The organism is Pseudomonas piscis (assembly GCF_009380155.1).
Lineage (GTDB): Bacteria > Pseudomonadota > Gammaproteobacteria > Pseudomonadales > Pseudomonadaceae > Aquipseudomonas > Aquipseudomonas piscis.
This window is the reverse complement of the sequence record NZ_WHUV01000004.1, coordinates 124,177-139,647: the sequence shown is the minus strand read 5'-3', so window position 1 is coordinate 139,647 and position 15,471 is coordinate 124,177. Positions and strand designations below refer to the sequence as shown.

The 15,471-nt window shown below is 66.4% G+C and carries 11 protein-coding genes; 7 read left to right on the top strand and 4 right to left on the bottom strand.

The window, feature by feature from the left end:
• Positions 1 to 301: 301 nt before the first annotated feature.
• The 7 genes from GDH07_RS22540 (at position 302) to GDH07_RS22510 (ending at position 7,653) form a co-directional block, all read left to right on the top strand.
• Positions 302 to 1,543 carry an SfnB family sulfur acquisition oxidoreductase gene (locus tag GDH07_RS22540; protein WP_152898986.1) on the top strand — a complete coding sequence of 414 codons (1,242 nt, stop codon included), beginning with the start codon at positions 302 to 304 and terminating at the stop codon, positions 1,541 to 1,543.
• Between the two features lie 39 nt (positions 1,544 to 1,582).
• Entirely contained in the window at positions 1,583 to 2,782 is a 1,200-nt protein-coding gene (locus GDH07_RS22535) for an SfnB family sulfur acquisition oxidoreductase (RefSeq protein WP_085598116.1), read from the top strand.
• A complete protein-coding gene (locus tag GDH07_RS22530; RefSeq protein WP_152898985.1) occupies positions 2,782 to 4,149 on the top strand; it encodes an LLM class flavin-dependent oxidoreductase in 1,368 nt (455 codons plus the stop codon). Before GDH07_RS22535 ends, GDH07_RS22530 begins: the two co-directional genes overlap by 1 nt.
• Positions 4,150 to 4,275: 126 nt before the next feature.
• The gene (locus GDH07_RS22525; protein WP_053132720.1) at positions 4,276 to 5,085 is read left to right on the top strand and encodes a MetQ/NlpA family ABC transporter substrate-binding protein; all 810 of its coding nucleotides are present in this window, start codon (positions 4,276 to 4,278) and stop codon (positions 5,083 to 5,085) included.
• Between the two features lies 1 nt (position 5,086).
• A complete protein-coding gene (locus GDH07_RS22520) occupies positions 5,087 to 6,211 on the top strand; it encodes a methionine ABC transporter ATP-binding protein (RefSeq protein ID WP_053132722.1) in 1,125 nt (374 codons plus the stop codon).
• Positions 6,201 to 6,845 (top strand): methionine ABC transporter permease, encoded by a 645-nt coding sequence (locus tag GDH07_RS22515; RefSeq protein ID WP_152898984.1) that lies wholly within the window; start codon positions 6,201 to 6,203, stop codon positions 6,843 to 6,845. The genes GDH07_RS22520 and GDH07_RS22515 overlap by 11 nt, the downstream gene beginning before the upstream one ends.
• Before the next feature lie 181 nt (positions 6,846 to 7,026).
• Positions 7,027 to 7,653 carry a class I SAM-dependent methyltransferase gene (locus tag GDH07_RS22510; RefSeq protein ID WP_152898983.1) on the top strand — a complete coding sequence of 209 codons (627 nt, stop codon included), beginning with the start codon at positions 7,027 to 7,029 and terminating at the stop codon, positions 7,651 to 7,653.
• Positions 7,654 to 7,677: 24 nt separating this feature from the next.
• Here the strand turns inward: GDH07_RS22510 and GDH07_RS22505 are convergent, their stop codons facing one another.
• The 4 genes from GDH07_RS22505 to GDH07_RS22490 form a co-directional block, all read right to left on the bottom strand.
• Positions 7,678 to 9,933 (bottom strand): glycoside hydrolase, encoded by a 2,256-nt coding sequence (locus GDH07_RS22505; protein ID WP_152898982.1) that lies wholly within the window; start codon positions 9,931 to 9,933, stop codon positions 7,678 to 7,680.
• 104 nt (positions 9,934 to 10,037) lie between these two features.
• Positions 10,038 to 13,103, bottom strand: a complete 3,066-nt coding sequence (locus GDH07_RS22500) for an efflux RND transporter permease subunit (RefSeq protein WP_152898981.1) — start codon at positions 13,101 to 13,103, stop codon at positions 10,038 to 10,040.
• Positions 13,100 to 14,170, bottom strand: coding sequence for an efflux RND transporter periplasmic adaptor subunit (locus tag GDH07_RS22495; protein ID WP_152898980.1), 1,071 nt, complete (start codon positions 14,168 to 14,170; stop codon positions 13,100 to 13,102). The genes GDH07_RS22500 and GDH07_RS22495 overlap by 4 nt, the downstream gene beginning before the upstream one ends.
• Positions 14,167 to 15,261 (bottom strand): efflux RND transporter periplasmic adaptor subunit, encoded by a 1,095-nt coding sequence (locus GDH07_RS22490; RefSeq protein ID WP_152898979.1) that lies wholly within the window; start codon positions 15,259 to 15,261, stop codon positions 14,167 to 14,169. The genes GDH07_RS22495 and GDH07_RS22490 overlap by 4 nt, the downstream gene beginning before the upstream one ends.
• Between the last annotated feature and the right edge of the window lie 210 nt (positions 15,262 to 15,471).

Below are 15,471 nucleotides of genomic sequence, written 5' to 3'. Positions count from 1 at the left end.
ACCCACAGCCGCTGCGCACCCATGCGCAGCCTGCGGCAGCGGCTGCACAAGCCCCAATACCCACACGCCCAATGCCCCCGCCTGACGTATACGTAACCCTCTTCTATACATATTCCTATAAGTTAGTTTATTTAATTTTTATCCACGTTTAGGGTATATGCCACCGGACCACCGGACATTCTTGATCCTGATTTCGCCGCATGACGCGGCCTATCCAAAGATGTGAGGTAGGTATGGTTCGGAACACAATCACCCCAGTGCAGATCGCCAGGGCATTGCGTGCAGCCAAGGAGTGGCACTGATGTCCAGTCTGGTAGAAGCACAGGTCCAGAGCGACCTGGACATTGCCCCCCTGTTGTTGCCCGCACAGGTCTTGCGTAACGACGCCGAGGCCCTGCAAGCCGCCCATGAACTGGCCGACGTGGCCCGCCAGCAGGCCGCCCAGCGCGACCGCCAGCGCAAGCTGCCCTGGGCGCTGGTCGAGCAGTTCACCCGCAGCGGCCTGGGCAGTATCGCCATTCCCCGGGCCTATGGCGGCCCACAGGTTTCCTACGTGACCGTGGCCGAGGTCTTCGCGATCATTTCCGCCGCGGACCCGGCCCTCGGGCAGATCCCGCAGAACCAGTTCGGGATCCTCAACCTGATTCTCGGTTGCGGCACCGAGCGCCAGAAGAAACAACTGCTGCAAAGCGTCCTGGAAGGCTGGCGCATCGGCAATGCCGGGCCCGAACGCGGCACCAAGAACACCCTGGAGCTCAAGGCGCGGATCAGCGCCGACGCCGACGGCCATGTGCTCAATGGCCAGAAGTTCTATTCCACCGGTGCGCTGTTCGCCCACTGGGTGGCGGTCAAGGCGCTCAACGACGACGGTCGCCAGGTCCTGGCCTTCGTCCGCCGTGGCACCCCGGGGCTGCGCATCATCGATGACTGGTCGGGCTTCGGCCAGCGCACCACCGCCAGCGGCACCATCTTGCTGAACAACGTGCGGGTGGATTCCGAGCTGGTGCTGGACAACTGGAAGATCAACGAGACCCCGAACATCCAGGGCGCCGCCTCGCAACTGATCCAGGCCGCCATCGACGCCGGGATCGCCCGCGAAGCCCTGGCCGATGCCATTCGCTTCGTCCGTGAACGCTCGCGGCCGTGGATCGACGCCAACGTCGAACGGGCCAGCGACGACCTCTATGTGATCGCCGACATCGGCAAGCTGCAGATCGAACTGCACGCCGCCGAGGCCCTGCTGCGCAAGGCCGGCCAAGTACTGGACCAGGTCAGCGCGGCACCGGTCACCGTCGAGGCCGCGGCCCGCGCCTCCATCGCCGTGGCCGAAGCCAAGGTGCTGACCACCGAGATCTCCCTGCAAGCCAGCGAGAAACTGTTCGAGCTGGCCGGTAGCCGCGCCACCCTCGCCGAATTCAACCTTGACCGTCACTGGCGCAACGCCCGGGTGCACACCCTGCACGACCCGGTGCGCTGGAAGTACCACGCCGTGGGCGCCTATCACCTGAACGGCACGCTGCCGGCCCGTCATTCCTGGATTTAACCGACCAGAACGCTTTTGACCAGATCTCTGGAGAAACACATGTCTCTTTCTCAACACGTCGCGGTCATCACCAGCGACGAGCAAGCCCTGATTGTCGCCAGCGACCTGGCGGAAGATTTCAAGCGCGACAGCGCCCTGCGCGATCGCGAGCGGCGCCTGCCGCACCCCGAGCTGGAAGCCTTCAGCCGCTCCGGCCTGTGGGGCATCAGCGTACCCAAGGAATACGGCGGCGCTGGCGTCTCCAACGTCACCCTGGCCAAGGTCACCGCGCTGATCGCCGAGGCCGACGCCTCCCTGGGCCAGATCCCGCAAAACCATTTCTATGCCCTCGAAGTGCTGCGGGTGAACGGCAGCGAGCAGCAGAAGCAACGGCTGTACGCCGAGGTCCTGGCCGGCCGACGCTTCGGCAACGCCCTGGCCGAGCTGGGTACCAAGACCGCCCACGACCGCACCACCCGCCTGAGCCGCGACCGCAGCGGCCAGGGCTACCGCATCGACGGGCGCAAGTTCTACGCCACCGGCGCCATCTACGCCCAGCGCATCCCCACCTCGGTGGTGGATGAGGACGGCATCCAGCAACTGGCCTTCGTCCCCGCCGACAGCCAGGGCCTGAACGTGATCGACGACTGGAGCGGCTTCGGCCAGCGCACCACCGGCAGTGGCTCGGTGGTCTTCGAAAGCGTGGCCGTGGACGCCGCCGACGTGGTGCCGTTCCAGAGCGCCTTCGAGCGTCCGACCCCGGTCGGCCCCCTGGCGCAGATTCTCCACGCCGCCATCGACACCGGCATCGCCCGCGCCGCCTACGAAGACGCCCTGCGCTTCGTACGGACCAAGAGCCGGCCGTGGATCGATTCCGGCCACGACAAGGCCACCGACGACCCGCTGACCATCAAGAGCTTCGGCCACCTGAGCATTCGCCTGCACGCCACCGAGGCCCTGCTGGAACGGGCCGGGGAATTCCTCGACCGCGCCCAGGCCCAGACCAACGCCGAGACCGTGGCGGCCGCCTCCATCGCCGTGGCCGAGGCCCGGGCCCTGAGCACGGAGATTTCCCTGGCCGCCGGCAGCACCCTGTTCGAACTGGCCGGCAGCCAGGCGACCCTGGCCGAGTACGGCCTGGACCGCCACTGGCGCAATGCCCGGGTGCACACCCTGCACGACCCGGTGCGCTGGAAGTACCACGCCGTGGGCAACTACTACCTCAACCAGCAGAACCCGCCACTGCGGGGGACCATCTGATGAGCGCCCTCGCCCCCACCAAGAAGAAGATCCTGCTCAACGCCTTCAACATGAACTGCGTCGGGCACATCAACCACGGCCTGTGGACCCACCCACGGGACACCTCCACCCAGTACCAGAGCCTCGAGTACTGGACCGAGCTGGCCCAGTTGCTGGAGCGCGGACTGTTCGACGGGCTGTTCATCGCCGACATCGTCGGGGTCTACGACGTCTACCAGGACTCGGTGGACGTGACGCTCAAGGAGTCGATCCAGCTGCCGGTAAACGACCCGCTGCTGCTGGTCTCGGCCATGGCCGCGGTCACCCGCAACCTGGGGTTCGGCCTCACCGCCAACCTCACCTACGAGGCGCCCTACCTGTTCGCCCGCAGGCTTTCCACCCTCGACCACCTGAGCCGTGGCCGGGTCGGCTGGAACATCGTCACCGGCTACCTGGACAGCGCCGCCCAGGCCATGGGCCTCAAGGAGCAGATCGAGCACGACCGCCGCTACGACCAGGCCGACGAATACCTGGAGGTGCTGTACAAGCTCTGGGAAGGCAGCTGGGAAGACGACGCCGTGGTCAACGACCGCGAGCAGCGCATCTATGCCCGGCCGGACAAGGTGCACAAGGTCGAGCACCAGGGCGAGTTCTACCAGGTCAGCGGTTATCACCTGTGCGAGCCCTCGCCCCAGCGCACCCCGGTGCTGTTCCAGGCCGGCAGTTCGGAGCGCGGCCTGGTGTTCGCCGGACGCCACGCCGAATGCGTGTTCATCAGCGGGCAGAACAAGGCCGCGACCAAGGCCCAGGTGGACAAGGTCCGCGCCAGCGCCGTGGCCGCCGGGCGCAACCCCGAGGACATCAAGATCTTCATGGGCCTGAACGTGATCGTCGGGGCCACCGAGGAGCTGGCCTGGAAGAAGCACGCCGAGTACCTCAGCCATGCCAGCGCCGAGGCCGGGGTCGCGCACTTCTCCGCCTCCACCGGCATCGACTTCGCCCAGTACGAGCTCGACGAACCTATCCAGTACGTGAAGAACAACGCCATCCAGTCGGCCACCAAGCACCTGCAGAACAACGACTGGACCCGGCGCAAGCTCCTGGAGCAGCACGCCCTGGGCGGACGCTATTTCACCGTGGTCGGTTCACCGCAGCAGGTGGCCGACGACCTGGAATCCTGGATCGCCGAGACCGGCCTGGACGGCTTCAACCTGACCCGCATCGTCACCCCGGAAAGCTATGTCGACTTCATCGACCTGGTGATCCCGGAGCTGCAACGGCGCGGGTCCTACAAGACCGCATACGAGACCGGGACCCTGCGCGAAAAGCTCTTCCACCAGGACCGCAAGCTGCCCGCTCGCCACACCGGCGCGGCCTACCGCCGCTAACGGCATCGCGGGCAAGTCGGACCGCCGCCCGCTCGCTCCTGCAGAGGCATGCGCAGGAGCGAGGCTTGTCCGCGATAAGACCGTAATACCCCAAAAACCTCGATGCACTGACTGGAACCCAAGACCATGAACACCAAGCTCCCGCGCCATCCGGTCAAAGCACTGGCCCTCGCCCTCGGGCTCTTCGCCGGCAGCGTCTTCGCCGCCGAACCGCCACTCAAGGTCGGCACCACCGCCGCCTTCGCCATTCCCCTGGAGGCCGCCGTCGCCGAAGCCGGCAAGCAAGGCCTGAAGGTGGAACTGGTGGAGTTCAGCGACTGGATCGCGCCCAACGTCAGCCTGGCCGCCGGCGACATCGACGTGAACTACTTCCAGCACATCCCGTTCCTGGAAAACGCCAAGGCCGCCGCCGGTTTCGACCTGGTGCCCTTCGCCCCGGGGATCATCAACAACGTCGGCTTGTACTCGAAGAAGTACAAAAGCTTCGACGAACTGCCCCAAGGCGCCAGCGTGGCCATCGCCAACGACCCGATCAACAGCGGTCGCGGCCTGCAGCTGCTGGCCAAGGCCGGGCTGATCGACCTCAAGCCCGGGGTCGGCTACAAGGCCACCGAGGACGACATCATCGCCAACCCGAAGAAGATCAAGATCCTCCAGGTCGAGGCTGTGCAACTGGTGCGCGCCTACGACGACGCCGACCTGGTCCAGGGCTACCCAGCCTACATCCGCCTGGCCAAGACCTTCGATGCCGGCTCGGCGCTGCTGTTCGATGGCCTGGACCACAAGGAGTACGTGATCCAGTTCGTGATCCAGCCCAAGAGCAAGAACGACCCGCGACTGATCAAGTTCGTCGATATCTACCAGCATTCGCCCGCCGTGCGCGCCGCCCTGGACCAGGCCCACGGCAAGCTCTACCAGGCCGGTTGGGAAGGTTGAGATGACAGTCGCCACACGCAAGCTCCCGCTCCCCGAACCCGAACCCCAGAGCGCCGAACGGACCGAGCTGCATCCGGACCTGAACCGCGCCCAGGTGCGCTTCATCGGCCTGGGCAAGACCTACCAGGGCCAGCAGGGTCCGGTCCAGGCCCTGCACGGCATCGACCTGGCGATCCAGCGCGGCGAGGTGTTCGGCATCATCGGCCGCAGCGGCGCCGGCAAGTCGTCGCTGATCCGCACCATCAACCGCCTGGAACGCCCCAGCAGCGGCCGGGTGCTGATCGACCAGGTGGACATCGGCGAATTCGACGAAGACCGCCTGGTGGCCCTGCGCCGACGCATCGGCATGATCTTCCAGCACTTCAACCTGATGTCGGCCAAGACCGTGTGGCACAACGTCGAGTTGCCGCTGAAGGTGGCCGGGGTGCCCAAGGCCCAGCGCCAGCGCAAGGTCCGCGAACTGCTGGAACTGGTAGGCCTGAAGGACAAGCACCAGGCCTATCCGGCGCAGCTGTCCGGCGGCCAGAAGCAGCGGGTGGGAATCGCCCGGGCCCTGGTCCACGACCCCGAGATCCTGCTGTGCGACGAGGCCACCTCGGCCCTGGACCCGGAGACCACCCAGTCGATCCTCGGCCTGTTGCAAGAGATCAACCAGCGCCTGGGCCTGACCATCATCCTGATCACCCACGAGATGGCGGTGATCCGCGATATCTGCCACCGGGTGGTGGTCCTGGAGCGTGGGGGGATCGTCGAGCAGGGCCCGGTGTGGAAGGTCTTCGGCGACCCACAGCACGAGGTCAGCAAGACCCTGCTGGCGCCCTTGCAACATGAACTGCCCGAGGAGTTGCGCCAACGCCTGCGCAGCCATCCCGAGAGCGCCGCAGCGGCCGTGGTACTGAGCCTGCGCTTTACCGGCGCACAACGTGACGAGCCGGACCTGGCGGCGCTGTTCAACGCCCTGGGCGGGCGCGTGCGGCTGCTGCAAGGCGGGGTCGAGCGCATCCAGGGCCATGCCCTGGGCCAGCTGCTGCTGGCGGTGCAGGGCTCGTCCCTGGGCGCCGAGGAACTGCGCCAGCGCGCCAGGCAATGGGCACAACAGGTAGAGGTGCTGGGTTATGTGGTTTGAACGTTTGCTCCAGGGCGTCCTGGATACCCTGCTGATGGTCGGCGTGTCGTCGTTGATCGCCCTGCTGGCGGGGATTCCCCTGGCGGTGATCCTGGTCACCAGCGGCAAGGGCGGGATCTACCAGGCTCCAGCGCTGAACCGGGCGCTGGGGGCCTTCGTCAACCTGTTCCGCTCGATCCCGTTCCTGATCCTGATGGTGGCGCTGATCCCCTTCACCCGGCTGATCGTCGGCACCACCTACGGGGTATGGGCGGCCGTGGTGCCGCTGACCATCGCCGCCACCCCGTTCTTCGCGCGGATCGCCGAAGTCAGCCTGCGCGAGGTCGACCATGGGCTGATCGAAGCGGCCCAGGCCATGGGCTGCCGACGCTGGCACATTGTCTGGCACGTGCTCTTGCCCGAGGCCCTGCCGGGCATAGTCGGCGGCTTCACCATCACCCTGGTGACCATGATCAACTCCTCGGCCATGGCCGGGGCCATCGGGGCCGGCGGGCTGGGAGACATCGCCTACCGCTACGGCTACCAGCGCTTCGACAGCCAGATCATGCTCACGGTGATCGTGTTGCTGGTGCTCCTGGTGGCGGCGATCCAGCTCGGCGGCGACCACCTGGCCCGGCGCCTCAACAAGCGCTGAGCCGCTTCGCGCACCTGAAGTGGCGCAGCCTCGCAGGCTCGACAGCGGCTACAAGCGCGTACCCACAAGACCCACTTCGTGTAGCCGCTGCCGCAGGCTGCGTACGGGCGCGCAGCACCCGCCAACCTTGCCTTTGCACAGGTGTATATTGAGCCGGTCCCCATCACGCCATCCTGCCGCCATGAAACTTGCCCCCGACGATCTCGATACCATCACCGCCACCACCCTTGGCCACTACAACCAGGTGGCCGAAGGCTTTCGCGAAGGCACCCGCGACCACGACGTCAGCCAGAACATCGACGCCCTGCTGCGGCATATCCAGGGCACCGCGCCCTTCACCCTGCTGGACTTCGGCTGCGGCCCGGGGCGCGACCTGCGCACCTTCACCCGCCTGGGCCATGTGGCCATCGGCCTGGACGGCAGCCAGGAGTTCGCCCGGATGGCCCGGCAAGACAGCGGCTGCGAAGTCTGGCAGCAAGACTTCCTCAAGCTCGACCTGCCAGCGGCACGCTTCGACGGGATCTTCGCCAACGCCGTGCTGTTCCACGTTCCCGGCCAGGAACTGCCCCGGGTGCTCAAGCAACTGCACGGCACCTTGAAGCCCGGCGGCGTGCTGTTCAGCTCCAACCCCAGGGGCGACAACCAGGAAGGCTGGAATGGCGCCCGCTACGGCGCCTACCACGACCTCGCGGCCTGGCAGGCACTGCTCACCGCCGCAGGTTTCATCGAACTGGAGCACTACTACCGCCCCGCCGGCCTACCCCGGGAACAACAACCCTGGCTGGCCAGCGTCTGGCGCAAGGCCTGAGGCCACAGCCTGCCGCCGGGCGGCTCAGGGCTGGAGCGCGACCTGATACTCATGCACCTCGCCGTCCGCCAGCAGCGCCTTGATGCTCTGCCCCGGCAACCTCACGCCCTGCACTTCACGGGCTTGGGCATCGAAATTCGCCAGCAGCCGCGAACCGTCGGCAAAGGTGACCTGCTGCACCTGGCGGTCCGCCGTCAGCCAGCGAAAATCCGTGAGGGCCTGGGTGCCCAGGCGCTGGTGCAAAGGCCGGAAAAATGCATCCTGGCGGACCATCGGCGGCAGGCGCTGGCGCAACGTGGCGGCACTCAGGTGATACAAGGGCGGCACGTTGTAGAGCAGTTGGGCCAATTCGTTCTCGACCCGCACATTGCTCAATTTGAGGCTGTCGAACAGCCAATGGTGGCTGGTCACCAGCGACCCGTGGAACACCGCCTGGTACAACGGCACACGTGTCGCCGGCGCGAAATACACCGTGCGGTAGGGCTCCTTGAGCGGCGCGCTCTTGAAGAACACCGCTGGCTGCTCCGGCGGGTACCAGTTGCCCAGGTAGTAGGGAGACTTCACCTCCTTGCTCATCTGCTCATCGCCCCAGCCCATGACCGGGGTCTGCATGCCATGGGCGAACAGCACGCCGCCGGCCGTCACCCCATTGCCGTCTTCGGAACCGCTGACCAGTTGCTGCTGCTCGGCAATCCAGCGCGAAGCATCGATATTGCCCTCGGCGTTCTGCGCCTGGGTCATCGGCCTCTCGGCGCGGTAGCTGTCGAACAGCATGCCGGTGGCGTAGGCATCGAGGAACCAACTATTGAACCCGACCCGGGCCTGCACGGCCTTGACCCGGGCCTCCAGCAGTGGCCTGACGCAACGTGGGTCGGTGTAATGCCCGGACTGCTGGAAACCGCTTTTGAACTGGCCGTTTTCCAGCACGATCGCGCACTCGCGGTTGGCCCGCGAGCCCAGGTGGGCGGTACTCCAGTCGGGGTTTTCATTGCTGCGCAACGCGGTCTCGTAGGAGTCGTAGGGTGCCACCAGATAACCCGCGGCCACCCCGGCCCGCACCGCTTCGGGGTGCCATAGCCCGCCCTCCCAACCTTCGCCGAGGCCCAGCCACAAACGGCTCAGCCCGGCCGCCTGCAAACGCTCCATGGTCGCCAGCGACAGGCTGCTGCCCCAACGCGCCGGGTCGGTGTTCAAGGCCTTGGCGAAGACCTTGGCCATCTGCGTGCGCAGCTCGCCGTAACCCTGGGCCAGGGCTTGCATGTCGGGCTCGTCCGCGCCCTGCCAGCCCAGACGGGCCTGCTGGTTCAGCGCGCTGTTGAGGCTGCGCAGCAGGGTGGTGCGCTGATAGGCATCCAGGTTGGCCGCGGGCGCCTTGAGGATCTTCGCGCTGTCCTTGTCCAGGCCGGCCCGCAGCTTCATCGCCAGCGGCTCGTTACCCTGCAAGTCCTGTAGCAACTGCGGCCAGTTGCGCACATCGGCGTCCCCCAGCAGATCGTTGCCCCACAGATAAACATGACTGGCCCCCAGCAACCTGCTGCCTTGCGGCGTGCGCGCCAGCTTGGCCTCCAGGGTCTCGTAGCGCCCGTTGTCGATCAGCCATTGGCGATAGCGCTTGGCGCCCGCCAGCAGGTCGGCGTCCCCCAGGTACAAGGTCATGGTCAGCGGCGCATCGGGTTCCAGGCGGGTGAACTGATGCTGCCCCGTCAGCGCCATGGCCGGCCCTTCGGCGCTCAGGCTCAGGCGGTTGTTATAGGGTCGGGTCAGCAGCCAGCTCAGGGTGAAGGCGCCGTGATCCAGGGTCCACAGCGGCAGGCTCAGGTCCTGGGTACTGTTGACCTCGCCCTGGTCCAGTAGAAACCGTTGCCAGCGCAGGTCCCCCGTCGGTACGTAGTGCCCCTCGGCCAAAGGCCAGACCAGCCCCCTGCCCATGGCGCTGGCCGGCTGGCGCAGGAACGTCAGCGAGCCCGCCTCCCGGGCCTGGATGGAGAACACCAGGTCGCGCTGGCGCAGGGTCGCGCTAAGGCTCCAGGCGCCATCGTCCCATTGCCAGCTGAGCTGCTGCGGCGTCTGTTGCAAGGCGCTGACCCGGTGGCTGTCCACACCCGCCGAGGCTTGCACGGCCGGCTGACCGGCAGGGGTGACGCGAATCGCCAGGGTCGCCGGATCGATCTCGACCTGCCACAGCGAGTTTTCCAACAACGGCTGGGCCAGCGCCCAGGGCGACAGCAGCAGGGCGGCGGCGAGTAACAGGCCACGAAGAGGCCGGGCAACGCAGGACATGAGCAATCTCTTCTCGAATGAATGGCCAGAGTGTAAAGCCAAGCGCAGCCCGTCCCGCCGGCATCCGGGAAAAACCCTGTGCGCAACACGCGCAGGGCCCTGCCTCAACCGGCTTCTTTCTGCGGTTCGCGAATCCTGTACCAGGCCACGTACAGCGCCGGCAGGAACAGCAGGGTGAGCAAGGTGGCGACGATGATGCCGCCGATCATGGCGTAGGCCATCGGCCCCCAGAACACTTCCCGGGCGATGGGGATCATCCCCAGGCTGGCCGCCGCGGCGGTCAGCAGGATCGGCCGCCGCCGGTGGTGGGTGGCTTCCAGTACCGCATCCCAGGGGTCGTAGCCGGCCTGCTCGTACTCATCGATCTGGGTCACCAGGATCACCGAGTTGCGGATGATGATGCCGATCAGCGCCAGGATCCCGAGGATCGCCACGAAGCCCATGGGCGTCCCCGTCGGCACCAGGGCCAGGACCACGCCAATCAGCCCCAGGGGCGCGACACTGGCCACCAGGAACATCTTCTGCACGCTGTGCAGCTGGATCATCAGGAAGGTCGCCATCAGGAACAGCATCAGCGGCACCACTTTGGCGATCGGCCCCTGGGCCTTGCCGCTCTCCTCCACGGTGCCGCCGGTGGCCACCGAATAGCCGGCCGGCAGGCCGGAAGCGAACCTGTCGATGGTCGGCTTGAGCTGCTTGACCAGGTCGGTGGGCTGGATCCCATCGCGCACCGCCGCCTTGATGGTGATGGTCGGCTTGCGATCGCGGCGCCACACCAGGGGCTGCTCCAGTTCGTAGCGCACGCTGGCAAAAGCCAGCACCGGGATCGAGGTGCCGCTGGGGGTGACGATCTGCAGGTTCTGCAAGGTATCCGGCGAACCGCGCTCGCTGTCGTCGGCGCGGCCGACCACCTTGATCAGGTAGATGTCGTCATGCACCTGGGTCACGGTGGAACCGCTGACGATGCTGTTCATCAGCTGCGCCACGTCTTCCGAAGACAGGCCCAGTTGCCGCGCCTTGTCCTGGGCGATGTCGATGCGCAGCACTTTGCCCGGCTCGTTCCAGTCGTAGATGATCTCGCCGACGTGGGAATTCTTGTCCAGCTCGGCCGCCAGGGCGATGGCGTGCTTGCGCACCTGGTCGATGTCCTTGCCGCTGACCCGATACTGGATCGGCCGGCCCACCGGCGGCCCCATCTCCAGGGCCTGGACATAGCTGCCGATGCCGACGAAGTCCTGGCGCAGGCGTTTTTGCAAGCGCTCGATCAAGGCCCCGCGCTGCTCCAGGCCCTTGCTGACGATCACCAGCTGGGCGTAGTAGGGGTTCTGCAATTGCTGGTCCAGCGGCAGGTAGAAACGGATCGCGCCTTCGCCGATGTAGGTGCTCCAGCGCTCGATGTCAGGATCGTCCTTGAGGGTCGCCTCCAGGCGATCTACCGCCTTGCGGGTCTCGTTGATCGAGGCGTTCTGCGGCAGGTTCAGGTCCACCAGGATCTCCGGCCGATCCGAGGACGGGAAGAACTGGTTCTGCACCAGGCCCATGCCGAACACCGAGGCAACGAACAACAGCACGGTGATGCCGATGGCCCACCAGCGGTTGCGCATGGCCCACAGCAAGCCATTGTTGAAAGCCCGGCCGATGCGGCCTGGCTCCTCGGAGTGGGGTTTGACGTCGGAGCTCAGGATATGCACGCCGACCACCGGGGCGAACAGCACCGCGACGACCCACGACACCAGCATCGCCACCGCGATCACTGCGAACAGGGTGAAGGTGTATTCCCCGGCGGAGCTGGCGTTCAGGCCGATGGGCACGAACCCGGCCACGGTCACCAGGGTCCCGGTGAGCATCGGGAAGGCCGTGGAGGTATAGGCGAACGTCGCCGCCTGCTCCTTGCTCTCGCCCTTCTCCAGGCGCGTGACCATCATCTCCACGGTGATCATCGCGTCATCCACCAGCAGGCCCAGGGCGATGATCAAGGCTCCCAGGGACACTCGCTGCATGGTGATGCCGCTGTACTCCATGAACAGGAAGACCATGGCCAGCACCAGCGGGATCGAGCAGGCCACCACCAACCCGGCACGAAACCCCAGGCTGATGAAGCTCACCACCAGGACGATCACCACCGCCTCGAACAGGGCGCTGGTAAAGCCGCTTACCGCCTCTTCCACCACCTCGGCCTGGTCGGAGACCTTGTGCACGCCGACGCCCACCGGCAGGTCGGCGGTCAGCTGGTCCATGCGCGCATGCAGAGCCTTGCCGAAGTCCTGGATATTGCCGCCCTTCTTCATGGCGATGGCCAGGCCAATGGCCGGCTGGCCGTTGAAGCGGAACATCGGCGTCGCCGGATCGACATAGCCACGGCTGACCTCGGCGATATCCGCCAGGCGGTAGAAGCGGTCGTTGAGCCGCAGGTTGACCGAGGCCAGGTCCTTCTCCGAGGCGAACTGCCCCGAGGTGCGCACCGAGATCCGCTCCGGCCCGGCCTCGATCACCCCGGAGGGGGTCACCGCGTTCTGCGATTGCAGGCTCTGCAGCACCTGGCGCTGGTCGATCCCCAGGGCCGCCAGCTTGCGGGTGGAGAAGTTCAGGTAGATCACCTCGTCCTGCTCGCCGACCATCTCCACCTTGCCCAGGTTCGGCACCTCGCGGATCTGCGCCCGCACCTGCTCCACGTAGTCGCGCAGCTGGCGCATGCTCAGGCCATCGGCGGTGAAGGCATAGATGGAACCGAACACATCGCCGAATTCATCGTTGAACCCGGGCCCCTGCAAACCCTGGGGAAAATCGCCACGGATGTCGTTGATCTTCTTGCGCACCTGGTACCAGATGTCGGGGATGTCCTTGCCGCTGGTGGTGTCGCGCAGGTAGACGAACACCGTCGACTCGCCGGGGCGGGTGTAGCTCTTCACGTAGTCCAGGGAGTCGAGTTCCTCGAGCTTCTTCTCGATGCGGTCGGTGACCTGCTTGAGGGTTTCCTCCTGGGTCGCGCCGGGCCAGCGGGTCTGGATGACCATGGTCTTGATGGTGAAGGACGGGTCTTCCTCGCGCCCCAGGTTCATGTAGGAGAACACGCCCATCAACAGCGCCACGAACATCAGGTACCAGACGAAGGATTGATGCCTGATCGCCCACTCGGACAGGTTGAAGCTCCCTTTGCTGGCGGGCGTCATTGTGCGCGGTCCTCATCGATTTTGACTTTCTGCCCCGGCTTGAGGCTGTTGACGCCGGCGCTGACGATCCGCTCGCCGGGCTGCACGCCCTGGCTGATCAGGATCGAATCGTCATCGCGGCTCAGTACCGTCACCTCACGGGGCGAGACGGTCTGGGCCTTGGGATCGATGACCCAGATCCGGCTCTTGCCATCCACCTGTTGCAACGCACTCAACGGCAGCTCGGTGCGCGGCGCGATGGCCGAGCTCAGGGTCACGCTGATGGCGGTGCCCAGGCGGAATGCCTCGGGGGTGTCCTTGAGGGTCAGGCGGGCCCGGCGGGTGCGGGTCGCGCTCTGGGCCTGGGGTTCGATCTCGCGCACCGTGGCGCTGGTGCCGATGCTCGGGTCCAGTTGCGCCGCGACCTGGAACACCACGTCCGCCGGCAGCTGGTCCACCAGGTTCGCCGGCAGGTCGATCACCGCTTCCTTGACCTCCGGCCGGGCCAGGGTCACCACCTGCTGGCCGGCGCTCACCACCTGCCCGGCCTCGGCCTTCCAGGCGGTGACCACGCCACCGTGATCGGTGTGCAGCTCGCTGTAGCCGAGCTGGTCCCGCGCCTGCTGCACCGAGGCCTTGGCCTGGTCGAGGGAGGCGCGGGTGGTCTTCATGTCGGTCTGGGCCAGGTCCAGCTGGGCCTGGGCCCCGACCCCACGGTCGAACAGTTCCTGCTGGCGCCGGGCGTTGGCCTGGGCATTGATCCACTGCGCCTGGACCCGGGCCAGGTCGCCCTGGGCCGCCCGCAACTGGTTCTGCTGGTCGGTGGGGTCCAGGGTCGCCAGCAAGTCCCCGGGGGCCACCTCGGCCCCGACGTCGACATTGCGCTTGGCGATGCGCCCCGGCACCCGGAAGCCCAGGTTGGTCTCATAGCGCGCCTGGATATTGCCGGCAAAGCGCCCCAGGCTTTCCTCGGACTGCGCCGTCACCTGGATCCACAGCACCGGGCGCACCGGTTCCGGCGGCGCGTCGTGCTTGGAGCAAGCAGGCAGCAGCACAGCAGCGCACCACAACAAGGCCAGGCGCTTCATGGCTGCTGCTCCTGGCCGGTGGTCTTGCCGGCGATCTCCACCGGCACTCCCGGATACAGCAACTGCCCGCCGGCCACCACCACCTGCTCGCCGCCCTCGAGGCCCTCGCTGATGATCACCTTGCCGGTCAGGTAGCGCCCGACCTTGACCTTGTGCAACTGCGCCTTGCCATCAGCGTCCACCAGCCATACCGCCGGATCGCGCAAATCCTTGGCCAGGGCCGACCAGGGCAGCACCACGCTGGCCTTGGCATTGGCGCGAGCGGTGGCGCTGACCACCGAGCCCAACTCCATGCCCGCCGGCAGCGAATCGAGCCTGACCTTGACCTGTACCGTGCCGCTCTGGGCCGAGACCACCGGGGTCACTTCGCGGACCTTGCCGGTGGTGGTCACCTTGGGGTTGTCCAACAGGGCGATGTGGATGGTTTCCTGGCCCGGTGGCTGCATCACCAGAGACTCATAGACGTTGAATACCGCATCGCGCTCGCCGTCCTGGGCCAGGCTGAAGATCGGCTGCGTCGCCTGCATCACCTGGCCGACCTCGGCCTGGCGGGCGGTGATCACCCCCGGGACCTCGGCCACCAGCGCGGTGTAGCCCAGTTGCTCGCGGGCGTTGGCCAACTGGGCCTGGGCCGCGCTCAAGGCACTCTGGCTGCTGCGCAGGGCGGCCTGGGCCGAGTCGTATTCGCTCTGGCTGGTGTAGCCCTTGGGCAAGAGTTTCTGCTGGCGGACGAACGCGGCGCTGGTCTGCTTGACCCGTGCCTGCTCGGCGAACACCGCGGCATTGGCCGAGTCGACGTTGGTCTGCAGGTCCTTGGGGTCGAGCCGGGCCAGCACCTGGCGGGCCGCGACCCGGTCGCCGACATCCACCATGCGCTGGATGATCTTGCCGCCAACGCGAAACGACAGGTCGGTCTGGACCCGTGCCTGCACGTCGCCGGTGAGGGTCACCGACGCCGCGAACTCGCTGCTCTGCACTTGCTGGACCCGTACCCGAGGATGATTCTTTTCCGTGGGTTGCTCCGCCCCGCAACCAGCGAGCAAGGCCAACAGGCAAAGCCCCACTACCCACTTCGTATCGAGACCAGCCATGCAGGCTCCTTTTGCTTGATCGATGCGCCGTGACGTTTACGACTGTGAGCTTAGAACAGGGTTCCACCCTTGCACTGCCGGGCCTGGACATCGCGCACTTGAAGGCCCTACTGGCCTTGGCGCAGCCTCGCAGGCTCGACAGCGGCTACAGGTTCGCTTCGTGTCGCCGCCGCAGGGATGGCGCGACAAGAGCCATGGGGATTGGGCACA

Bases quoted from the DNA above. Each gene is read 5' to 3' on its own strand.
- GDH07_RS22500 (WP_152898981.1), bottom strand. From the start codon at position 13,103: ATGACGCCCGCCAGCAAAGGGAGCTTCAACCTGTCCGAGTGGGCGATC.
- GDH07_RS22530 (WP_152898985.1), top strand. From the start codon at position 2,782: ATGAGCGCCCTCGCCCCCACCAAGAAGAAGATCCTGCTCAACGCCTTC.
- GDH07_RS22520 (WP_053132722.1), top strand. From the start codon at position 5,087: ATGACAGTCGCCACACGCAAGCTCCCGCTCCCCGAACCCGAACCCCAG.
- GDH07_RS22540 (WP_152898986.1), top strand. From the start codon at position 302: ATGTCCAGTCTGGTAGAAGCACAGGTCCAGAGCGACCTGGACATTGCC.
- GDH07_RS22515 (WP_152898984.1), top strand. From the start codon at position 6,201: ATGTGGTTTGAACGTTTGCTCCAGGGCGTCCTGGATACCCTGCTGATG.
- GDH07_RS22535 (WP_085598116.1), top strand. From the start codon at position 1,583: ATGTCTCTTTCTCAACACGTCGCGGTCATCACCAGCGACGAGCAAGCC.
- GDH07_RS22525 (WP_053132720.1), top strand. From the start codon at position 4,276: ATGAACACCAAGCTCCCGCGCCATCCGGTCAAAGCACTGGCCCTCGCC.
- GDH07_RS22490 (WP_152898979.1), bottom strand. From the start codon at position 15,261: ATGGCTGGTCTCGATACGAAGTGGGTAGTGGGGCTTTGCCTGTTGGCC.
- GDH07_RS22510 (WP_152898983.1), top strand. From the start codon at position 7,027: ATGAAACTTGCCCCCGACGATCTCGATACCATCACCGCCACCACCCTT.
- GDH07_RS22495 (WP_152898980.1), bottom strand. From the start codon at position 14,170: ATGAAGCGCCTGGCCTTGTTGTGGTGCGCTGCTGTGCTGCTGCCTGCT.
- GDH07_RS22505 (WP_152898982.1), bottom strand. From the start codon at position 9,933: ATGTCCTGCGTTGCCCGGCCTCTTCGTGGCCTGTTACTCGCCGCCGCC.